Here is a 20902-nt window from a genome sequence, read left to right on the forward strand (position 1 = left end):
GTCACTTGCAAACTGCGAGTTCGCTGGCAGCGTCCTGCTACCGCAGAGTTCCGCTTTTGCCACCGTCCAGCAGCTCAAAACCAGCTGGGTATACAGATTCCAGGCGAGCGGCAATTCGCTGAGGAACTTGTCGCTGCACCGCCTGCACTGCCTGTTCAATCGCGACCGCAAAAGCTCGCTGATTGGCTGCACCATGACTTTTTATCACCGTGCCGCGCAATCCTAACAGACAGGCGCCGTTATACTGGTCGGGGTTGAGGTGACTGAATCGCCTCGTCAGGCTCTTTTGTAGCCAACGCTTTAATAACAGTAGCCACCACGACCGTTTTTTCCCTTCACCCTGAGATTTCAGCAGAGAAAGGAACATCCTGACAACACCTTCCATCGTCTTTAATGTGACATTTCCTGTAAAGCCGTCACAAACCAGCACATCTGTCTTGCCAGTTAACAACTCATTGGCTTCAAGATAGCCGATATAATTGATAGAAGGGATTGTTTTAAGCACCGCTGAGGCATCCCGAATACTGTCGAGACCCTTTACTTCTTCTTCACCAATATTGAGCAACGCCACGCGAGGATTGGGAATTTCCACCACCTCTTCAGCCAGAACTGAGCCCATAATGGCAAATTGCACCAACATTGTACTGTCACAATCGACGTTGGCCCCTAAGTCAAGGACCACCGTTTTGCCCTTTTGCTGATGTGGTAATACCGTCACCAGCGCCGGACGCTCAATCCCCTCCAGGGGCTTGAGTAATAATTTTGCCAGCCCCATCAGTGCCCCGGTATTACCGGCACTGACACAGGCTTGCGCTCGACCTTCTTTCACCAGCTCCAGGGCCACGCGCATTGAACTCCCACGACTGGCGCGGATAGCTTGCGAAGGCCGGGCATCACTGGCGATAACTGACTGCGCAGGAATAATCTGCAGACGCGAACGTTGTTCAAAGTCAGCTTTAGCAAGTAATGGCGTGATGGCGTCGGGATTGCCGACTAAAAGAAGAGTGAGTTGCGAATTAGAATTCAGTGCCTGCAATGCTGCAGGCACTGTCACGGAAGGGCCAAAATCCCCTCCCATGACATCTAACGCCAGGGTTAGACGTGTCAAGGTATCGTCGCCGCCCGGTTTGGTCTTTCCCCAGTTGCCTGGGGAAAATCCTCACTAAGCTTCATCACGCAGACGCGTGATTACTTAGCGATGACCTTGCGGCCGCGGTAGTAACCGTCGGCAGTGATGTGGTGACGCAGGTGTTTTTCACCAGAAGTTTTGTCTACAGACAGGCTGGTGACTGCGGTCAGCGCGTCATGGGAACGACGCATGCCACGTTTGGAACGGGTTGGTTTATTCTGTTGTACGGCCATGGACCTTACTCCTCAATTACGGTTTATCCCCGATCCAACGGGGAGCACCAATTACTTACGCTTTAAGCTGGCTAATACGGCAAATGGGTTTGGCTTTTGCACTTCTTCAGGCAGTTCACCAAAGACCATGTCCGCTTCGGACACTTCACAGTGTTCAGAATCATGCACCGGAACTACCGGCAAGGCGAGGATGATTTCATCTTCAACCATTGCAAGCAGATCGATTTCACCGAATTCGTTAACCTCAATCGGTTCATACGCTTCCGGCAGTGCTTCAGCCTGTTCGTCTGAACGCACAGGACTAAAACAATACGTTGTGTAGACCTGATGAGTAAACGGCTTCCCGCAACGCTGACACTCGAGCGTTACCGTCACCTTCGCATCGCCGTTTAACACTGCGAGACGTTGGTTATCGATAGCGAACGACATGGAGCATTCCACATCACTGTCCACACTGACTACGGATTCGGCGACGCGCTCAACCTGATCAGGGGTATAGATACCCTGGTAATCAAGGCGTTTTTGAGCCGTACGAACCGGATCGAGAGTCAGGGGTAATTTTACCTTTTGCATAGGGCGCGCATATTAACTTTGTAACGTCATAGAGTCAAAGAAAAAGGCAGCCTGTGGTTGCCTTTTGCCAATAATTCGCACACATTGCGGGTTACTGCTTTATTTTCGTTCAGTGCTGATAACGAACATCAACCTGCAAAACGAAGCGCATAGTTTAAAATGGCTATCATCAATACGCTATATCTGATGGAAAAAAATATGCCTAAACTTATTTTAGCCTCCACCTCGCCATGGCGTCGCGCTCTTCTGGAAAAACTGCAAATCTCTTTTGAATGTGCAGCACCAGAGGTCGACGAAACCCCACGCAGCGACGAATCACCGCGACAGTTGGTGCTTCGACTGGCACAAGAAAAAGCGCAATCTCTGGCGTCACGTTATCCGGATCATTTAATTATTGGTTCAGACCAGGTATGTGTTCTTGATGGCGAAATCACCGGTAAACCGTTAACGGAAGAAAATGCCTGTCTGCAATTACGCAAAGCCAGCGGCAATATCGTCACCTTCTATACTGGACTGGCGTTGTTTAATTCGGCGAATGGGCATCTACAAACAGAAGTGGAGCCTTTTGACGTCCATTTCCGTCACCTGAGCGAGGCGGAGATTGATAATTACGTGCGTAAGGAGCATCCCCTGCACTGCGCGGGTAGCTTTAAGAGTGAAGGATTTGGCATTACGCTGTTTGAGCGTTTAGAGGGACGTGACCCTAACACGCTGGTTGGTTTACCGCTAATCGCGCTGTGTCAGATGTTACGTCGGGAAGGGAAAAACCCGCTGATGGGATAGTTGTTTGCGCTGGATGCGGTTACGTCGCATCCGGCAATCGGTGCAGGCGGCCTGATGCGGCGTAAACGCCTTATCAGGCCAACCGCCCATTATCAGGCTTATATGCTTGTATTAGCGCGCGTTACGCAGCTTTTGCAAACAACGCTTCAAACCTTCATCCATCGGCGCTTCGATACGCATCACCTCACCGGTCCCCGGATGGGTAAACTTCAACGCTGCGGCGTGCAGGAACAGACGATTTAATCCCGTGCCTGCTTCAGTGAGCTGTCTGTCAAATTCACGGTCACCGTAGCGATCGTCAAAGGCAATCGGATGACCCGCATACTGTGTATGCACACGGATCTGATGAGTACGTCCGGTTACCGGGCTACAACGCACCAGGGTGGCAAATGCATAGCGTTCTTCCACTTTAAAGCGTGTTTCCGACGGTTTGCCTTCCTGACTGACACGCACGATACGTTCGCCGCTTTGCAGAATATTTTTCAATAACGGCGCTTGAACGCTCTTCACATGCGACTGCCACTGACCGCGCACCAGCGCCAGGTAATCTTTTTGCATTCCTTTTTCACGTAATTGCTCATGCAGAGAACGCAACGCCGAGCGTTTTTTCGCTATCAGCAACACACCTGAAGTGTCCCGGTCGAGACGATGAACCAGTTCAAGGAACCGCGCTTCCGGGCGCAACGCCCGCAAACCTTCGATAACGCCGAAGCTTAAACCACTGCCGCCATGTACCGCCGTACCGGAAGGTTTATTCAGCACCAGGATATGATCATCTTCATATAAGATGACGTCCGCCAGCGCCGCCACCTTTTGCAGATGTGGCGAAACCGCCTCTTCTTCCCGCTCAGCAACGCGAACCGGTGGGATACGCACCTCATCACCCGCTTCGAGTTTATATTCAGGCTTAATACGTTTTTTGTTCACCCGCACTTCGCCTTTACGCAAAATACGGTAAATCATACTTTTTGGTACGCCTTTCAATTGGGTACGCAAAAAGTTATCGATACGTTGCCCCGCTTCGTCAGCGGTGATAGCAACAATTTTTACGGATGGAGTCTCTGTTTTCATGGTGGGCGATTCTAATTAGCCAACAGGATTCGCGCCACTCATTTTTCTATGCTTATATTTAGTTTTGCACCTTATTACTTCACTACGTGATCACTTTATTGATGGTTATTAAACCAATCACCAGCAAGAAGTGAAAAAACTGTGAGTAAGCGGGTGATAAATGGTAAAAGTCATCTTGCTATAACAAGGCTTGCAGTGGAATAATGAGGCCGTTTCCGTGTCCATCCTTGTTAAAACAAGAAATTTTACGGAATAACCCATTTTGCCCGACCGATCATCCACGCAGCAATGGCGTAAGACGTATTGATCTTTCAGGCAGTTAGCGGGCTGCGGGTTGCAGTCCTTACCGGTAGATGGAAATATTTCTGGAGAGTAATACCCAGTCTGTTTCTTTGATAATTGCGCTGTTTTTCCGCATGAAAAACGGGCAACCGACACTCTGCGCCTCTTTGAGCTGACGATAACCGTGAGGTTGGCGACGCGACTAGACACGAGGCCATCGGTTCACACCCGGAAAGGCGTTACTTTGCCCGCAGCTTAGTCGTCAATGTAAGAATAATGAGTAAGTTACGATGAAAAGAATGTTAATCAACGCAACTCAGCAGGAAGAGTTGCGCGTTGCCCTTGTAGATGGGCAGCGTCTTTATGACCTGGATATCGAAAGTCCAGGGCACGAGCAGAAAAAGGCAAACATCTACAAAGGTAAAATCACCCGCATTGAACCGAGTCTGGAAGCTGCTTTTGTTGATTACGGCGCTGAACGTCACGGTTTCCTCCCACTAAAAGAAATTGCCCGCGAATATTTCCCTGCTAACTACAGTGCTCATGGTCGTCCCAACATTAAAGATGTGTTGCGTGAAGGTCAGGAAGTCATTGTTCAGATCGATAAAGAAGAGCGCGGCAACAAAGGCGCGGCATTAACCACCTTTATCAGTCTGGCGGGTAGCTATCTGGTTCTGATGCCAAATAACCCGCGCGCAGGTGGCATTTCTCGCCGTATCGAAGGCGATGACCGTACCGAATTAAAAGAAGCACTGGCAAGCCTTGAACTGCCGGAAGGCATGGGGCTTATCGTGCGCACCGCTGGCGTAGGCAAATCTGCTGAGGCGCTGCAATGGGATTTAAGCTTCCGCCTGAAACACTGGGAAGCCATCAAAAAAGCCGCTGAAAGCCGCCCGGCTCCGTTCCTGATTCATCAGGAGAGCAACGTAATCGTTCGCGCATTCCGCGATTACTTACGTCAGGACATCGGCGAAATCCTTATCGATAACCCGAAAGTGCTCGAACTGGCACGTCAGCATATCGCTGCATTAGGTCGCCCGGATTTCAGCAGCAAAATCAAACTGTATACCGGCGAGATCCCGCTGTTCAGCCACTACCAGATTGAGTCGCAGATCGAGTCCGCCTTCCAGCGTGAAGTCCGTCTGCCGTCCGGTGGTTCGATTGTTATCGACAGCACCGAAGCGTTAACGGCCATCGACATCAACTCCGCACGCGCGACCCGCGGCGGCGATATCGAAGAAACCGCGTTTAACACCAACCTCGAAGCTGCCGATGAGATTGCTCGTCAGCTGCGCCTGCGTGACCTCGGCGGCCTGATTGTTATCGACTTCATCGACATGACGCCTGTACGCCACCAGCGTGCGGTAGAAAACCGTCTGCGTGAAGCGGTGCGTCAGGACCGTGCGCGTATTCAAATCAGCCATATTTCTCGCTTTGGCCTGCTGGAAATGTCCCGCCAGCGCCTGAGCCCATCACTGGGTGAATCCAGCCATCACGTCTGCCCGCGCTGCTCCGGTACCGGTACCGTGCGTGACAACGAATCGCTGTCGCTCTCTATTCTGCGTTTGATCGAAGAAGAAGCGCTGAAAGAGAACACCCAGGAAGTTCACGCCATTGTTCCTGTGCCAATCGCTTCTTATCTGCTGAATGAAAAACGTTCTGCGGTGAATGCGATTGAAACGCGTCAGGACGGTGTTCGCTGCGTGATTGTGCCAAACGATCAGATGGAAACCCCGCACTACCACGTGTTGCGCGTGCGCAAAGGGGAAGAAACGCCGACCTTAAGCTACATGCTGCCGAAGCTGCATGAAGAAGCGATGGCGCTGCCGTCTGAAGAAGAGTTCGCTGAACGTAAGCGTCCTGAACAACCTGCACTGGCAACCTTTGCCATGCCGGATGTGCCGCCAGCGCCAACCCCAGCTGAACCTGCCGCGACTGTCGTAGCCCCAGCACCGAAAGCTGCAACGGCAACACCAGCAGCTCCTGCACAACCTGGGCTGTTAAGCCGCTTCTTCGGCGCACTGAAAGCGCTGTTCAGCGGTGGTGAAGAAGCCAAACCGACCGAGCAACCAACACCGAAAGCAGAAGCGAAACCGGAACGTCAACAGGATCGTCGCAAACCTCGTCAGAGCAACCGCCGTGACCGTAATGAGCGCCGCGACACCCGTAGTGAACGTACTGAAGGCAGCGATAATCGCGAAGAAAACCGTCGTAATCGTCGCCAGGCACAGCAGCAGACTGCCGAGACGCGTGAGAGCCGTCAGCAGGCTGAGGTAACGGAAAAAGCACGTACCACCGACGAGCAGCAAGCGCCGCGTCGTGAACGTAGCCGCCGCCGTAACGATGATAAACGTCAGGCGCAACAAGAAGCGAAGGCGCTGAATGTTGAAGAGCAATCTGTTCAGGAAACCGAACAGGAAGAACGTGTACGTCCGGTTCAGCCGCGTCGTAAACAGCGTCAGCTCAATCAGAAAGTGCGTTACGAGCAAAGCGTAGCCGAAGAAGCGGTAGTCGCACCGGTGGTTGAAGAAACTGCCGCTGCCGAACCAATTGTTCAGGAAGCTCCAGCTCCACGCACAGAACTGGTGAAAGTCCCGCTGCCAGTCGTAGCGCAAACTGCACCAGAACAGCAAGAAGAGAACAATGCTGATAACCGTGACAACGGTGGCATGCCGCGTCGTTCTCGCCGCTCGCCTCGTCACCTGCGCGTGAGTGGTCAGCGTCGTCGTCGCTATCGTGACGAGCGTTATCCAACCCAGTCGCCAATGCCGTTGACCGTAGCGTGCGCGTCTCCGGAACTGGCCTCTGGCAAAGTCTGGATCCGCTATCCAATTGTACGTCCGCAAGATGTACAAGTTGAAGAGCAGCGCGAACAGGAAGAAGTACAAGTGCAGCCGATGGTGACTGGGGTCCCTGTCGCCGCCGCTGTCGAACCTGTTGTTAGCGCACCGGTTGTTGAAGAAGTGGCTGAAGTTGTAGAAGCCCCCGTTCAGATTGCCGAACCGCAACCGGAAGTGGTTGAAACGACGCATCCTGAAGTGATTGCCGCCGCAGTAACTGAACAGCCGCAGGTGATTACCGAGTCTGATGTTGCCGTAGCCCAGGAAGTTGCAGAACACGCAGAACCGGTGGTTGAACCGCAGGAAGAGACGGCAGATATTGAAGAAGTTGCCGAAACTGCTGAGGTTGTGGTTGCTGAACCTGAAGTTGTTGCTCAACCTGCCGCGCCAGTCGTCGCTGAAGTCGCAGCAGAAGTTGAAACGGTAGCTGCGGTTGAACCTGAGGTCACCGTTGAGCATAACCACGCTACGGTGCCGATGACGCGCGCTCCGGCACCGGAATATGTTCCGGATGCACCGCGTCACAGTGACTGGCAGCGCCCTACTTTTGCCTTCGAAGGTAAAGGTGCCGCAGGTGGTCATACGGCAACACATCATGCCTCTGCCGCTCCTGCGCGTCCGCAACCTGTTGAGTAATAATTAGCTCAAGTAATCAAGCCCTGGTAACTGCCAGGGCTTTTTTATTTCATCTTTGAATCAACATATTAAAATTCATCGAATGGCATCCTTGCTAACCAACAATGCAAAATAGGCAAAAAAATGCCCGCCCCGGCGATCCCAGAGCAGGCAGACAAAACATACCCAGTTTCATGATATGTTTTAAAGCGAAATTATTTGTTGAGCTGGAAGAGCGACAATCCCTGCATATCGGTAAATGCTTTATACGATGCCTGCAATGCCGTTTGCTGCATGATGTAAGATGAAATAGTTGCATTCCAGTCCACATCAACCAGATCGCTCATCTGCTGCGTTTGCCCTAAAGCGCGATCGCTACCTAATGAATCCAGCGACTCCAGTTCGTTCAGCTGCGTGCCTAATTCCGCGCGAACGGTCAGCACATTGTTCAGCGAGTTTTTCAGTCCGCGGTTGGTTTTATCTAACGCCGCAGCGGCGGTTTCTTTATCCGCTTCGCTATCCGCGACCGGCGTTTTCAGGGCTGCGATGGCGCTATCCAGCATGGCAAAAAGATTGGTTTCAGAAGCGCTACCGTCTGGTTCCGCTACCGCGTTACTGGTAATACTGTCGAAAATTTTGTCGCCCGTATGTCCTATCACCATCGAACGCGAAGCATCGACCTGTTGCTTAATACTTTCTGTTCCGCCGACATAATCACCGTTAGCCTCACTAAACGGCGCAGTCTCTGTTTTATAACCGGCAAAAATGTAGCGCCCATTACCGTCAGTGGTGTTCGCCAGATTCAGCAACTGGTCACGAAGCCCCTGAATATCCGTAGCCAGCGAGGCCCGGTCATCGTCACTCAAGGTGCCATTGCTGGCGTAGACAATTTTTTCCTGAGCATTCTGGATAGCAGTGGTGACCTGGCTAAGTACACTCTCTTCCAGTGACACTTTTTGAGTGGCGAAAGTACGCGCCAGCGTGTACTGGCTGTTTTGCGCCTGTGCCTGGGAGAGAACAACCGCTTGTGATGCAGCAATGGGATCATCTGAAGGGTTAACGACTCGCTTACCCGTCGACATCTGTTCGCCGTACTTCATCCATTCTGCCTGAGAATTGGTGATACCACGCATGTTTTGCTGGTACATCATCTGGGTACTGAAACGCATTTTATCTCCCCTTAGCGAATGTTAATCAGCGCATCAAAAATCGCGTTTGCCGTCTGCAGAACCTGCGCATTCGCCAGGTAATACTGCTGAAAACGTTGCAGATTTCCGTACTCCTCATCGAGATTGACACCGGAAATCGACTGCTGCTGATTGGAAAGCTGCGTCACCACATTACCTTGCGTGGTGCTACTGGTTTTCAACGTCGCGGTTTTATTACCGATATCACTCACTAACGAGGCATAAGCGTCGTTAAAGGATTTCGCACCGCCCACCGTTTTACTGTTGCTTTGCAGATCCAGCAGGGCCTGACCGTTGCGGTTATCGCTATCACCCGCATCTTTTTCGCTCGCCATCGCTATTTTCGCTTCGTCGGTGATTAATACATCCATGTTGACGATGGCGTCACTTACTGGTTTCAGCGTGAAGCTGTCGTTAACGGCAGGCGTTCCTGTAAACGTCAACTCCAGACCATCAAATGCCACTTTACCGTTGGCATCCGGCGTCACCGTAAAAGTGGTATTGCTGGCAAGGCGGGTGACCTGCCACTGATTATTATCGAACGAGATTTTGTAATCTGTCGCCAGTACCACGGAGGCATCAGTTACCGTGGCACCGATCGCAACGTCACCTTTGTTTTTCGTGTTTTGCAGAACCGCGGGCTTACCGATAGTAAAGAAATCTTCACCAGCATCGCCGTTAGCATCAAATCCGGCTTTGTGTTGGGTGTTGAAAGCCTCGGCAAATGCCAGCGCCAGTTGTCCAAGCGTATTACGCGTCTGGTCCAGCTCCTGAGAACGGAATGTCAGAATGCCGCCCAGCGACCCGGTATTCAGTAATTTCTCCGGGATCTCAATATTGCCTGCCGTCCCATCAACATAAGCGACAGTCGTACGAGAAGGGTCAGCGCTGGAAGGAACTGCCGCCAGTTGCCGCGCCGTACTTCCCTGAACCAGTGAGTAACCATTGGCCACCGTGATGTTATAAGTGCCGCCATCCTGAACGCTGACTTCTACACCAACAATCTGGTTTAATTCGCTCACCAGTTGATCGCGTTGATCCAGCAGATTGTTAGGTGACGCCCCTGCCCCCACGCCTGTCAGGCGCGAGATTTGATCGTTCAGGCTGGCAATTTGTTTAGCGTAATTGTTGATCTGATCAACGCTGGCACCTATCGCGATATTGACCTGTTTGTCCTGGTCGCGCAGATATTGATCGGTGGTTTTAAACTGATTCACCAACCCTTCTGATTTCCCAATCAGCGCCTGGCGCGCTGCCGGGTCTTCCGCGTTACTCACCAGCGTTTGCAGGCTGGTGAAGAAATCCTGCATCTGTGTTGCCAGCGAAGAGGTACTGGTGGAGAGCATATTGTCGATTTTCGACATCTGCTCATAGCGGGCGGTCAGGCCGCTACTTTGCGTCTGCGCAGCACGTAACTGGTTGGTAATAAACGCATCATACTCACGCTGCACACCAGAAACGTAGACGCCATTGCCAACCCAGCCGCCAGCGCCCAACGTGCTATTGGCCTGCGCCATAATAGTGGTTTGGCGGGTATATCCGGCAACGTTATAGCTGGAGATATTATTACTTGCCGTATTTAACGCCGCCTGGGCCGCGTTCAGTCCGCTCATGGCGTTATTGATCAAGCTGGACATGGAGGTTCCTTATAAGCCTTCAATTACAGAGTATTATCGGCAGCGACCCGCCGGACTTGAGTTATTCAGAACAGATTATCAATGTTCATGCTGTAGGTTTTGCTCACCTTGTCGCTTATCGATTTCATCTGCTGGATCATGTTGGTGAGTTTACGGGCATAGTGAGGATCGGTAGCATACCCCGCGTCCTGTAGGGCCTGCGCCCCCTGCTCCGCACTCGCGGCTGTCGTCACGGCGGCGTAGCGCGGGTTACGTGTTAACAGCCCAACGTAATCCGACAATGCTTCCAGATACGAGCTGTAGACCCGAAATTTCGCTTTTACTTTCTTCGCTTCGCCATTTTCATATTCAGTCGTGGTGATTTCAGTAACTGGACCTTTCCAGTTGCCAGAGGCTTTGACGCCAAACAGGTTATAGCTCGGCTCGCCGTTTTCGCGGCGGATTTGCCGTTGCCCCCAACCAGACTCCAGCGCCGCCTGAGCGAGGATCAAATGATGTGGCACACCGCTTTGCTGGCTTGCCAGTTGGGCGGGCAGCGAGAGTTGCGCGAGGAATGCTTTACTGTCACCCGGCAGCGAATCATCGTAGTTACGTGGCACGGCCTTTTGCACCAGCTGCGAAAGCGCCTGATTTTGATAACGCACCACAGTTTCGAGCGGGAATTTCATCGGTGCTGCTGGCGTGGACTCCTCTGGCAATGGTTGTTCTGGCGTCATCTGTTTAACCATCATCTCTGCAAGCCCCAGACCTTTGCCCGCCGTCATCTGTTGGGCAATCTGCTGGTCATACATACTGGTATACAGGCGAGTGTGCTCGCTGCTGAACAGGCCATCTTTTGGTAAAGCGTCGCGCATGCTTTTCAACATCATCTGCACGAACATCCCTTCCACCTGACGGGCCACCGGACGGATATTTGCCGCCGGATCTTCGCCCGCTTTCGCCTTTAGTTCGTTGAGTGATTGCGCATCCCAGGCCGCACTTGCCAGTAGTTTGCTGTCGCTGATCATCAGATGATTTCCAGTTTTGCCCGCAGACATCCCGCACTTTGCATTGATTGCAGTATGGACATCAGATCCATCGGCGTAGCGCCCAGCGCATTGAGCGCGCGCACCACGTTATTGAGGCTGGCGCTGGAACGTACGCTTTGCAGCGAACCGCCGCTCTGGCGTAAATCGATCTGCGTTTGTGGAGTAACCACAGTCTGTCCACCACCAAACGGTGTATCTGGCTGGCTGACATTGGCCTGACGATTGACTGTTACTGAGAGATTTCCCTGCGCTACCGCGCAGCTGTCGAGGGTCACTTCGCGATTCATCACCACCGAACCGGTGCGCGAGTTAATCACTACTTTAGCGTCCTGCGGGGTGACATTAACCTGCATATTCTGGATATCTGCAAGGAAACGGACCTGGGAACTGTTGCCACTTGGTACGCGCACCTGAATAGTCCGCGCATCTAACGCGGTGGCGCTGCCATATCCACGCACGCGGTTGATGGTGTCAGCGATTTGCTGCGCCATGCTGAAATCTTCGTCGTTAAGTTGCAAATTAAGGGTATTCCCGACGCCAAACTGGCTGGGCAATTCACGTTCAATAACCGCACCATTGGTGATCCGTCCACCGTTCAGTTGGTTCACCTGAACACTGCTACCGCCAGCGGAGGCTCCTGCGCCGCCAACCAGAATATTGCCCTGCGCCAGCGCATACACCTGACTGTCAACGCCCTTAAGCGGCGTCATCAACAACGTACCTCCACGCAAGCTTTTGGCATTTCCCATGGAAGAAACCACCACATCGATGGTTTGCCCCTGACGTCCAAACGGAGGAAGTGACTCTGTCACCATTACCGCAGCGACGTTTTTTAGCTGCATATTGGTGCCCGTCGGAACGGTAATTCCCAGCTGTGAGAGCATGTTATTAAGCGTTTGTGTGGTAAACGGCGTCTGGGTTGTCTGGTCACCGGTGCCATCCAGCCCCACCACCAGACCATAGCCAATCAGTGAGTTTTGCCTTACCCCCTGAACACTGGTGAGATCGCGAATACGCTCAGCCTGAGCCGCCGTCGTAACCAGTAGAAGAATTAATGCAGAGAGAAATTTAATCACCACAGCCTCACTTACATTGGCGACAGGTTAAGGAAGAAACGCTGCAACCAGCCCATATTTTGCGCTTCGTTAATGTAGCCATTGCCTACGTATTCAATGCGCGCATCCGCCACCTGAGTAGACGGTACGGTATTGCTGCCGCTGATAGTGCGTGGATTAACCACGCCAGAGAAGCGAATAAATTCGGTACCCTGATTAATGGCAATCTGTTTTTCACCCACCACATGCAGGTTGCCGTTGACCAGTACCTGGTCAACCGTCACCGTCAACGTGCCGCTAAAGGTATTGCTGGCATTGGCCCCGCCCTTTCCGTTGAACGTGTTACCACCGGAGGCTTCGACATCGGCACGAGCGTTACCAAACAGCCCCTGCAAATAGCGCGGCACAGTATCAAAGCCAAAATTAGTTTTACCGTCACGGCTGGCATTCGCAGAGGAGCTTTTGCTGGCGCTGACGTTCTCCTGCAACACGATGGTCAGCGTATCGCCAATATTGCGTGGTCGACGATCTTCAAACAGCGGTTGATAGCCATAGTTAATCGGCTGAGCAGACTGGAAAATAGAACCGTTGGCGACGGGCGTCGGACCGGGAACCGGTTGTGCACTGGTCGCCCCCTGCACCAGCGGCGTGGAGGGTATCCAGGCGCAGCCGGTTAGTGAAAGCACCAACAAGCTGGAAATGGCATAAGTATGCGCAGCGTTTTTTTGCATGGCTATCATCTTCAAAAATCAGTAAACCGGTGAACCTGCCACCGGTTAAGCCTTAGAGTTGCGTCAGTTTTTGCAGCATCTGATCGGTGGTGGACACCGCTTTACTGTTGATTTCGTAAGCGCGTTGCACCTGAATCATATTGACCAGTTCTTCCGCCACGTTGACGTTAGACGTTTCAACATACCCTTGATACAGCAGTCCCGCGCCGTTCAGGCCCGGCGTGCTTTCGTTCGGTACACCAGAGGATTGCGTTTCGGTGTAGAGGTTTTCGCCAATGCTCTCCAGCCCGGTGTCATTCATAAAGGTGGTGAGATTGAGCTGCCCAACCTGAACCGGAGCTGCCTGGCCTTGTTGGGTTACGCTGACCACGCCATCACGACCGATGGTGATACTTAACGCATTCGCCGGAATGGTGATCGCTGGCTGCACCTGAAAACCACCAGCTGCCCGTTCTGATCCACCTGGAAAGAGCCGTCACGGGTATAGGCTGATGAACCATCTGGCAACATCACCTGGAAAAAGCCCTGCCCTTTAATCGCGACATCTTTGCTGTTGTTGGTCTGCGACAGGTTTCCCTGGCTGTGTAAGCGTTCAGTGGCGACCGGGCGTACCCCCGTGCCGATTTGTAATCCGGAGGGTAAGGTGGTTTGTTCGGAAGACTGTGCCCCCGGCTGGCGAATGGTTTGATAAAGCAGATCTTCAAACACCGCGCGCTGACGCTTAAAACCGTTAGTACTGACGTTTGCCAGGTTGTTGGCAATGACGTCCATATTGGTTTGCTGGGCGTCAAGGCCCGTTTTGGCGATCCATAATGAACTGATCATAAAATGTCCTGTAGTGGATTAGTGACAAAGTGCATATGTCTTCTTGCCGGATGCGGCGTAAACGCCTTATCCGGCCTACAAGTGCTCGCAAAATCGATAAATTGCGATTGCCCCCATAGACCCGATAAACTTGCGCATCGGGCAACTTATACTTGTCATGTATCCTTTCAATTAACTCATCGACAGCAGTTGGTTGGCACGGCCTGCGTTATCATCGACGCTGCTGATCACCTTCATCTGCATTTCAAAACGCCGCGCGCTGGCAATCATGTCGCTCATTGCCGCAACGGCATTGACGTTACTGCCTTCCAGAACCCCCGACATCACACGCAAGGTTGGATCTGCCTGCAGTACCGGCCCTCGCGTGGCCTGGGTTTCTGCGCTTAAACGAAAAATGCCGTCGTCACCGCGCTGCACTTCGCTGCCCGTGGCTTTCACCAGTTTCAGACGCCCTACTGGCGCAACTGTATTTGCCGGATCGCCCGGATTGAGCGCCGAGATTGTGCCATCGGCAGCAATAGTGATTTCCGCTCCTTCCGGCACAGCAATTGGCCCCGCCTCGCCTATCACCTGATGCCCCTGAATTGTCAGTTGCCCGGTGGGATCAACCTGAATGCTGCCATTACGCGTATACCCTTCGCTGCCGTCAGCGGTCTGCACGGCCAGCCAGCCATCCTGCTGCAACGCGACGTCCAGCGGGCGCGAGGTGTAATCCATTTTGCCGGGCGTCATATCTGCGCCCGGCGTTGACGCCGTGACCAACGTGCGCGTGGGCAGAGAAAGCCCTTCCACTGGCACCGCGCGTAAAGCATTCAACTGCGCGCGAAAACCGGGCGTTGAGGCATTGGCCAGATTACTGGCGGTTACCGCCTGTTGATTCAGTGTCTGGCTGGCTGCTCCCATCGCGGTATAAATTGCGTGATCCATTGAGCTATCCCGTCAGCGATTAGCGTAAGTTAACCAGCGTGTTGAGGATCTGGTCCTGAGTTTTGATGGTCTGGGCGTTAGACTGATAGTTACGCTGGGCAACGATCATATTGACCAGTTCTTTACTGAGATCGACATTGGACGCTTCCAACGCACCGTTGGTCAGGGTGCCAAAGTTGCCCGTCCCGGCTGTCCCCAACAGCGCCACGCCAGAAGATTGCGTCGCAGACCAGACGTTGTCGCCTTCGGATGCCAGACCTTCGTTGTTGGCAAAGTTCGCCAGTACAATCTGCCCCAGCAGTTGTGTTTGTTCGTTGGAATAGTTGCCGACAACCGTACCGTCATCATTGATTTGATAACTCACCAGATCGCCCGGTTTGTAGCCATTCTGGGTGGTTGCCACAATATTGTTAGCGCCGGTATTTTGCTGCATGGAGTTGAGGAAGCTCAGGCTAAACGTGGCGGGATCTGCGCCGTTAATTGCGCCAGTGGTAATATTCTCTGTTGGATTTGAGGTCAGAACGCCATTGGCATTAAACACCAGCTTCATTGCAGGCTCGGCTGTACCTGTTGGATCACTGCTATCCTGGGTGTAGACCTGCCAGTTATTATCCCCGGTCTTCACAAAGTAGACGCTCATGTCATGAGCATTACCCTGACTGTCGAAAACAGTCACCGAACCTTTTTTGTTATAGCTATCCGCATTGCTGGCGCTGAATGGCGTAACAGTAGGAAGCGGATCACTGGAATTCAGGTTGATCTGCATCGACGCCGTGGTGGTAGTTTTCGCTGCCATCAGGGTATTCGGGATCGAAATATTGGTCGGATTCGCCCCTTGCTGAATAGTCGGCGGCGTACCGGTTGCCGGGTAACCCGTCAGCTGTAAACCTTGCATATTCACCAGGTTACGGTTTTCATCCAGCTTAAATTGTCCGTTACGGCTGTAGAACACCGAACCGTTGCTGTCTACCAGACGGAAAAAACCGTTCTGGCTGATAGCAACGTCCAGACCTCGCCCGGTGTTGGTGGTCGTGCCATCGGTAAAGTCCTGAGTGATACCGGCAACTTTTACCCCCAGTCCCACTTTCGAACCGGCAAACATATCGGCAAAAGAGGCCGTGCCTGATTTAAAGCCGTAGGTGGCGGAGTTGGCGATATTGTTGCCAATAACATCGAGGTTGGTGGCGGCAGCGTTTAATCCGCTAACCGCTTGAGAAAAGGCCATGACTGACTCCTGAAATGTGAAGGCTTAAATTATCTGCCGTACTTCGTCGAGGGTGGTGGTGCCGTAAGTGCCGAGATCCAGCGTATTACCGCTGTTGCCGCGGATCACACCCTGCACCAGAGCAAACTGCAGCGGCTGGGCAACCAGTTGTGTACCACCGTTACTGGCGCTAATCGCTACATTGTAAGAACCGTTCGGCGCAGTGCTGCCATCAGTCAACGTACCGTCCCAGGTGAAACTGTGGACTCCGGCGGTCAGTTCACCAATATCAATGGTGCGCACAACCGCGCCATTTTTATCGGTGATGGTGGCCGTAACTTTGTCTGCCGCCTGTTGCAGCTCAACACCAAACGGCGTGGTCGTGGTCACAGCCCCTTCTTCACTGCCGGTTCCCGCAAGAACAGTGGTGCCGGGGATCATCACGCCGTGACCGATCAGGTTACTGGCCTGTAACGACTGGCTGTTATCAATCTGTCCGGAAATAGATCCGAGCGTGGTATTGAGTTTTTCAATCCCGCTGACCGTGCTGATTTGTGCCAATTGCGACGTCAGCTCGTTGTTTTCCATTGGATTGGTCGGGTCCTGGTTTTTCAGCTGCGCCACCAACAAAGTCAGAAAACTGCTTTGTAAGTCTGCGGCGTTGCTGCCCGTGAGCGAACTACTGCTGGTGGTACTGACGCCGGTATTTGTCGGATCGGTGGTGGTTACCGCAATGGACATAGCTTTCTCCTTTATTGACCGAGCGTAAGGGTTTTCAGCATCATGCTTTTCACCATGTTGAGCACTTCAACATTGGCCTGATAGCTGCGTGACGCCGACATGGTGTTAACCATCTCCCCGACGACATCAACGTTCGGCATTTTTACGTAGCCCTTTGCATCCGCCAGCGGATTACCCGGTTCATAAACCAGTTTGTCCGGGGCCTGACTTTCTATAACATCGGCAACCTTTACGCCGCCTGTCGCAGCACCTGGTGCAGCGTTAACCTGGAATACCACCTGTTTTGCCCGATATGGCTGTCCATCGGGACCGGTCACGCTATCAGCATTCGCCAGATTACTGGCCGCCACGTTCAAGCGCTGGGACTGGGCAGTTAACGCCGACCCGGCGATATCAAAAATATTCAGCAGTGCCATCCGTTAATTTCCGCTCTGTAAAACGTTCATCATGCCTTTGATTTGCCCGCTCAACGCGCTAAGGCTCATCTGGTATTGCAGGCTGTTATCGGCAAACTGGGTGCGTTCGCGATCCATATCGACGGTATTACCGTCAAGCGAAGGCTGGTCCGGAATACGGTATTGCAGTTCTGCGGTAGGAGGCGTCAGCGCCTGCGCCGGAATGTGTTGCGTTGAGGTCATCGTCAGTGCAACCACACTGGTTGCATCCCGTCCACGTTGCATGACTTTTTTAAGTTCACTGGCAAAATCGATATCGCGCGCCTGATAACCAGGGGTATCGGCATTGGCGATGTTTGCTGCCAGCACTTCCTGACGCTGGGCGCGCAGATTGAGCGCCTCTTGTTGAAAACGTAAGGCGGCGTCGAGCTTATCGAGCATATCTCCTCCGCAGGTATCAAAATTCTGCCATCAGCTTAAATGCCTTTACGCGCGCGTTATCGGCGGAATAAACGCAAAATGGGTCGCTATTTATGCCGTTGATGACCATTGCGGACAGGTACAATTCACGTTGTAGAAATGGCTGGGGGCGAAAATGCTGGCAATAAAACGTAGCGTGGCGATCATCTCGATACTATTCACTCCGTTAAGTGCGGCGAGTAATCTCACATCGCAATTGCAAACCTTTTTTAGCGCCCAGCTCGCGGGGGTAAGTGATGAGGTTCGTGTTTCTATTCGTACAGCGCCCAATCTACTACCGCCGTGCGAGCAGCCATTGCTTTCGATGAGCAATAATTCCCGCCTGTGGGGCAATGTGAATGTGTTGGCACGCTGCGGTAACGACAAACGATATTTACAGGTTAATGTACAGGCCACAGGAAATTATGTGGTTGCCGCGATGCCCATTGTGCGGGGAGGAAAGCTGGAAGCTGGCAATGTCAAACTAAAACGCGGACGGCAGGATACCCTGCCACCGCGTACGGTGCTGGATATCAATCAACTTGTTGATGCCGTTAGCCTGCGCGATCTATCACCCGATCAACCTATCCAGTTAACCCAGTTTCGCCAGGCATGGCGGGTAAAAGCGGGACAACGCGTCAACGTGATCGCCAGCGGTAACGGGTTTAGCGCCAACGCAGAAGGTCAGGCGCTGAACAATGCAGCCGTCACACAGAATGCGCGGGTGCGCATGGTATCGGGACTGGTGGTCAGCGGCGTTGTTGATGCAGATGGGAATATTCTTATAAACCAGTAAGCTGTTAAAGATTACCCGTCCCTTGCCGATAAATAAGCAACACATGATAAAAGCGCCCTCAATGAGGAATAAACCATGAGTATTGATCGCACTTCGCCTCTGAAGCCCGTAAGCACCGTTCAACCACGCGAAACCACTGACGCGTCGGTAACGAACACCCGGGCGGCAAAAACAACAGCCTCCACCAGCACCAGTGTGACGTTAAGCGACGCGCAAGCAAAACTGATGCAACCCGGCAGCAGTGATATCAATCTTGAACGTGTCGAAGCGTTAAAACTGGCGATTCGTAACGGTGAACTAAAAATGGACACCGGCAAAATTGCCGATGCGCTGATCAACGAAGCGCAGCAAGACTTGCAGAGTAACTGATCGTATGACACGTCTTGCAGAGATCCTCGACCAGATGTCCGCTGTGCTTAACGATCTCAAAACGGTAATGGATCAAGAACAGCAACATCTCTCTATGGGGCAGATCAACGGCAGCCAGTTGCAATGGATTACAGAACAAAAAAGCTCACTGCTGGCGACGCTGGATTACCTCGAACAGTTACGCAGGAAAGAACCCAATACAGCAAATAGCGTTGATATTAGTCAACGCTGGCAGGAAATTACTGTGAAAACGCAGCAACTACGCCAAATGAATCAACATAACGGCTGGTTACTGGAAGGACAGATTGAGCGCAATCAACAGGCGCTGGAAATGTTGAAACCGCATCAGGAACCGACGCTATATGGGGCGAACGGTCAGACCTCAACAACCCATCGCGGCGGTAAAAAGATTTCGATCTGAATATTATCTCCGGCCTGCACTGCAGGCCGGAATGCATTGTTACACCGTCCGGCGGGCAAATTCTTTAACTTTGAAGCCCAGTACCGCCAGTGCAGCGAAGTACGCGGCAATCCCCGCCAGCACGACCGCCATTAAACGCAGTAAGCGCCAAGGCATGGTACCCAATGACCACTCCGGCATGATATGTAACATACCTAAAAGCACGCCAGACATCACCAGTACCGCCACCACCAGACGCAACAGAAACGCCATCCAGCCGGGTTGCGGAGTAAAGATTTTCTGCTTACGCAACTGCCAGTAAAGCAGCGAAGCATTCAGACACGCCGCCAGACCAATAGAAAGTGACAGCCCGGCATGTTTCAACGGACCAATAAACGCCAGGTTCATCAATTGCGTTAAAATCAGCGTAACGATGGCAATTTTCACTGGCGTTTTAATGTCCTGGCGGGAATAAAAGCCAGGAGCCAACACTTTCACTACAATCAGGCCAATCAAACCCACCGAGTAGGCAATTAACGCCCGCTGGGTCATCAGCGCATCAAACGCGGTAAATTTACCGTACTGGAACAGCGAAACGGTTAACGGACCCGAAAGAATGCCCAACGCAACCGCACTCGGCAGCGCCAACAGGAAACAAAGACGCAACCCCCAGTCCATCAAACGGTTGTATTCATCATGATTGCCACTGGCAAAACTTTTCGACAGCGACGGCAGCAAAATGGTGCCAAGCGCCACGCCCAGCACACCGGAGGGAAACTCCATTAAGCGGTCGGCGTAATACATCCAAGACACCGAACCGGAAGCAAGAAACGAGGCAAAAATGGTGTTGATGATTAAGGAGATCTGGCTCACAGAGACGCCAAGGATCGCCGGTCCCATCTGTTTCACCACGCGCATTGCTCCGGCATCGTGGAAGTTAATGCGCGGCAGGACCAGCATGCCGATCTTCTTCAGGTGCGGTAGCTGATACACCAGCTGCAGGATGCCGCCGACCGTAACAGCCCACGCCAGCGCCAGCACCGGTGGGTTAAAGTACGGTGCGGCAAACAGCGCGAAACCAATCATGCTGATGTTAAGCAGTGTTGGCGCAAACGCCGGAATCGAGAAGCGGTTCCACGTATTCAGAATCGCTCCCACCAGCGACGCCAGGGAGATCAGCAAGATATAGGGAAAGGTAATCTTTAGTAGCTGGCTGGTCAGGGCAAATTTGTCAGCTGTGTCAGCGAAGCCTGGCGCGGTCACCATGATCACCCACGGTGCGGCGAGCATGCCAGCGACCGTCACAACCGCCAGCGCAAGTGTCAGCAGGCCAGAAACATAAGAGACAAAGACCCGCGTGGCGTCTTCACCCTGCTTACTTTTATATTCCGCCAGAATCGGTACAAATGCCTGGGAAAATGCCCCTTCGGCAAAGATACGGCGTAACAAGTTAGGAAGTTTAAAAGCGACGAAAAAGGCGTCGGTTGCCATCCCTGCGCCAAAGATTCTGGCGACAATTGCGTCTCGTGCGAAGCCAAGCACACGCGAAAACATGGTCATCGAGCTGACGGCGGCCAGCGATTTTAATAAATTCATCGGTGTTCTAATCCAGACCCACGGGC

The 20902-nt window shown here is 52.6% G+C and carries 20 protein-coding genes and 1 pseudogene; 5 read left to right on the plus strand and 16 right to left on the minus strand.

Features of this window, described 5'->3' with window-relative positions:
* Window positions 1–37: 37 nt before the first annotated feature.
* From plsX to yceD, 3 genes are all read right to left on the minus strand, one after another.
* A complete protein-coding gene (gene plsX / locus C1P89_RS09890; protein WP_000197578.1) occupies window positions 38–1108 on the minus strand; it encodes a phosphate acyltransferase PlsX in 1071 nt (356 codons plus the stop codon).
* Between the two features lie 80 nt (window positions 1109–1188).
* Window positions 1189–1362, minus strand: coding sequence for a 50S ribosomal protein L32 (rpmF, locus tag C1P89_RS09895; protein ID WP_000290727.1), 174 nt, complete (start codon window positions 1360–1362; stop codon window positions 1189–1191).
* Window positions 1363–1413: 51 nt separating this feature from the next.
* On the minus strand, window positions 1414–1935 hold the full coding sequence (gene yceD / locus C1P89_RS09900) for a 23S rRNA accumulation protein YceD (protein ID WP_001174482.1): 522 nt from the start codon (window positions 1933–1935) through the stop codon (window positions 1414–1416).
* Window positions 1936–2133: 198 nt separating this feature from the next.
* Between yceD and yceF the strand changes: the two genes are divergently transcribed.
* Entirely contained in the window at window positions 2134–2718 is a 585-nt protein-coding gene (gene yceF, locus C1P89_RS09905; RefSeq protein ID WP_005139988.1) for a 7-methyl-GTP pyrophosphatase, read from the plus strand.
* A 111-nt stretch (window positions 2719–2829) separates the two neighbouring features.
* Here yceF and rluC read toward each other — a convergent pair whose 3' ends face one another.
* Window positions 2830–3789 (minus strand): 23S rRNA pseudouridine(955/2504/2580) synthase RluC, encoded by a 960-nt coding sequence (gene rluC, locus C1P89_RS09910; RefSeq protein ID WP_000846333.1) that lies wholly within the window; start codon window positions 3787–3789, stop codon window positions 2830–2832.
* Between the two features lie 572 nt (window positions 3790–4361).
* Between rluC and rne the strand changes: the two genes are divergently transcribed.
* Window positions 4362–7547 (plus strand): ribonuclease E, encoded by a 3186-nt coding sequence (gene rne, locus C1P89_RS09915; protein WP_000827423.1) that lies wholly within the window; start codon window positions 4362–4364, stop codon window positions 7545–7547.
* A 194-nt stretch (window positions 7548–7741) separates the two neighbouring features.
* Here rne and flgL read toward each other — a convergent pair whose 3' ends face one another.
* The 11 genes and pseudogenes from flgL to flgB all read right to left on the minus strand — a co-directional run bounded on the left by flgL (window position 7742) and on the right by flgB (window position 17697).
* Window positions 7742–8695 carry a flagellar hook-associated protein FlgL gene (gene flgL / locus C1P89_RS09920; RefSeq protein ID WP_001212776.1) on the minus strand — a complete coding sequence of 318 codons (954 nt, stop codon included), beginning with the start codon at window positions 8693–8695 and terminating at the stop codon, window positions 7742–7744.
* An 11-nt stretch (window positions 8696–8706) separates the two neighbouring features.
* Window positions 8707–10350: a flagellar hook-associated protein FlgK gene (flgK, locus tag C1P89_RS09925; protein ID WP_000096500.1), complete on the minus strand. Its 1644-nt coding sequence runs from the start codon at window positions 10348–10350 to the stop codon at window positions 8707–8709.
* Between the two features lie 65 nt (window positions 10351–10415).
* Window positions 10416–11357: a flagellar assembly peptidoglycan hydrolase FlgJ gene (flgJ, locus tag C1P89_RS09930; protein ID WP_001295441.1), complete on the minus strand. Its 942-nt coding sequence runs from the start codon at window positions 11355–11357 to the stop codon at window positions 10416–10418.
* Complete coding sequence (gene flgI, locus C1P89_RS09935; protein ID WP_000589330.1) at window positions 11357–12454, minus strand: flagellar basal body P-ring protein FlgI; 1098 nt, start codon at window positions 12452–12454, stop codon at window positions 11357–11359. Before flgI ends, flgJ begins: the two co-directional genes overlap by 1 nt.
* An 11-nt stretch (window positions 12455–12465) precedes the next feature.
* Entirely contained in the window at window positions 12466–13164 is a 699-nt protein-coding gene (gene flgH / locus C1P89_RS09940; protein ID WP_001295442.1) for a flagellar basal body L-ring protein FlgH, read from the minus strand.
* 52 nt (window positions 13165–13216) lie between these two features.
* Window positions 13217–13989: pseudogene (flgG, locus tag C1P89_RS09945) on the minus strand (flagellar basal-body rod protein FlgG).
* Window positions 13990–14160: 171 nt separating this feature from the next.
* Entirely contained in the window at window positions 14161–14916 is a 756-nt protein-coding gene (gene flgF / locus C1P89_RS09950; protein ID WP_000349330.1) for a flagellar basal-body rod protein FlgF, read from the minus strand.
* A gap of 19 nt (window positions 14917–14935) precedes the next feature.
* The gene (gene flgE, locus C1P89_RS09955; protein WP_000885878.1) at window positions 14936–16141 is read right to left on the minus strand and encodes a flagellar hook protein FlgE; all 1206 of its coding nucleotides are present in this window, start codon (window positions 16139–16141) and stop codon (window positions 14936–14938) included.
* A gap of 24 nt (window positions 16142–16165) precedes the next feature.
* A complete protein-coding gene (flgD, locus tag C1P89_RS09960; protein WP_000020486.1) occupies window positions 16166–16861 on the minus strand; it encodes a flagellar hook assembly protein FlgD in 696 nt (231 codons plus the stop codon).
* Between the two features lie 11 nt (window positions 16862–16872).
* Complete coding sequence (gene flgC, locus C1P89_RS09965; protein WP_001196459.1) at window positions 16873–17277, minus strand: flagellar basal body rod protein FlgC; 405 nt, start codon at window positions 17275–17277, stop codon at window positions 16873–16875.
* Between the two features lie 3 nt (window positions 17278–17280).
* On the minus strand, window positions 17281–17697 hold the full coding sequence (gene flgB / locus C1P89_RS09970; protein ID WP_000884702.1) for a flagellar basal body rod protein FlgB: 417 nt from the start codon (window positions 17695–17697) through the stop codon (window positions 17281–17283).
* A 154-nt stretch (window positions 17698–17851) separates the two neighbouring features.
* Here flgB and flgA point away from each other — a divergent pair, with 154 nt between their 5' ends.
* The 3 genes from flgA (at window position 17852) to flgN (ending at window position 19301) form a co-directional block, all read left to right on the plus strand.
* Window positions 17852–18511, plus strand: a complete 660-nt coding sequence (gene flgA / locus C1P89_RS09975; protein WP_000879711.1) for a flagellar basal body P-ring formation chaperone FlgA — start codon at window positions 17852–17854, stop codon at window positions 18509–18511.
* 75 nt (window positions 18512–18586) lie between these two features.
* A complete protein-coding gene (gene flgM, locus C1P89_RS09980; RefSeq protein WP_000020888.1) occupies window positions 18587–18880 on the plus strand; it encodes a flagellar biosynthesis anti-sigma factor FlgM in 294 nt (97 codons plus the stop codon).
* A 4-nt stretch (window positions 18881–18884) separates the two neighbouring features.
* Window positions 18885–19301, plus strand: coding sequence for a flagella biosynthesis chaperone FlgN (flgN, locus tag C1P89_RS09985; RefSeq protein ID WP_000197363.1), 417 nt, complete (start codon window positions 18885–18887; stop codon window positions 19299–19301).
* Between the two features lie 39 nt (window positions 19302–19340).
* Here the strand turns inward: flgN and murJ are convergent, their stop codons facing one another.
* A complete protein-coding gene (gene murJ, locus C1P89_RS09990) occupies window positions 19341–20876 on the minus strand; it encodes a murein biosynthesis integral membrane protein MurJ (RefSeq protein ID WP_001050672.1) in 1536 nt (511 codons plus the stop codon).
* Window positions 20877–20902: the final 26 nt, after the last annotated feature.

The organism is Shigella sonnei (genome assembly GCF_002950395.1).
Classification (GTDB): domain Bacteria; phylum Pseudomonadota; class Gammaproteobacteria; order Enterobacterales; family Enterobacteriaceae; genus ECMA0423.

Excerpts from the sequence above, each read along its gene's own strand:
- rpmF (WP_000290727.1), bottom strand. The coding sequence starts at position 1,362 with ATGGCCGTACAACAGAATAAACCAACCCGTTCCAAACGTGGCATGCGT.
- yceD (WP_001174482.1), bottom strand. The coding sequence starts at position 1,935 with ATGCAAAAGGTAAAATTACCCCTGACTCTCGATCCGGTTCGTACGGCT.
- yceF (WP_005139988.1), top strand. The coding sequence starts at position 2,134 with ATGCCTAAACTTATTTTAGCCTCCACCTCGCCATGGCGTCGCGCTCTT.
- rluC (WP_000846333.1), bottom strand. The coding sequence starts at position 3,789 with ATGAAAACAGAGACTCCATCCGTAAAAATTGTTGCTATCACCGCTGAC.
- rne (WP_000827423.1), top strand. The coding sequence starts at position 4,362 with ATGAAAAGAATGTTAATCAACGCAACTCAGCAGGAAGAGTTGCGCGTT.
- flgL (WP_001212776.1), bottom strand. The coding sequence starts at position 8,695 with ATGCGTTTCAGTACCCAGATGATGTACCAGCAAAACATGCGTGGTATC.
- flgK (WP_000096500.1), bottom strand. The coding sequence starts at position 10,350 with ATGTCCAGCTTGATCAATAACGCCATGAGCGGACTGAACGCGGCCCAG.
- flgJ (WP_001295441.1), bottom strand. The coding sequence starts at position 11,357 with ATGATCAGCGACAGCAAACTACTGGCAAGTGCGGCCTGGGATGCGCAA.
- flgH (WP_001295442.1), bottom strand. The coding sequence starts at position 13,164 with ATGCAAAAAAACGCTGCGCATACTTATGCCATTTCCAGCTTGTTGGTG.
- flgF (WP_000349330.1), bottom strand. The coding sequence starts at position 14,916 with ATGGATCACGCAATTTATACCGCGATGGGAGCAGCCAGCCAGACACTG.
- flgE (WP_000885878.1), bottom strand. The coding sequence starts at position 16,141 with ATGGCCTTTTCTCAAGCGGTTAGCGGATTAAACGCTGCCGCCACCAAC.
- flgD (WP_000020486.1), bottom strand. The coding sequence starts at position 16,861 with ATGTCCATTGCGGTAACCACCACCGATCCGACAAATACCGGCGTCAGT.
- flgC (WP_001196459.1), bottom strand. The coding sequence starts at position 17,277 with ATGGCACTGCTGAATATTTTTGATATCGCCGGGTCGGCGTTAACTGCC.
- flgB (WP_000884702.1), bottom strand. The coding sequence starts at position 17,697 with ATGCTCGATAAGCTCGACGCCGCCTTACGTTTTCAACAAGAGGCGCTC.
- flgA (WP_000879711.1), top strand. The coding sequence starts at position 17,852 with ATGCTGGCAATAAAACGTAGCGTGGCGATCATCTCGATACTATTCACT.
- flgM (WP_000020888.1), top strand. The coding sequence starts at position 18,587 with ATGAGTATTGATCGCACTTCGCCTCTGAAGCCCGTAAGCACCGTTCAA.
- flgN (WP_000197363.1), top strand. The coding sequence starts at position 18,885 with ATGACACGTCTTGCAGAGATCCTCGACCAGATGTCCGCTGTGCTTAAC.
- murJ (WP_001050672.1), bottom strand. The coding sequence starts at position 20,876 with ATGAATTTATTAAAATCGCTGGCCGCCGTCAGCTCGATGACCATGTTT.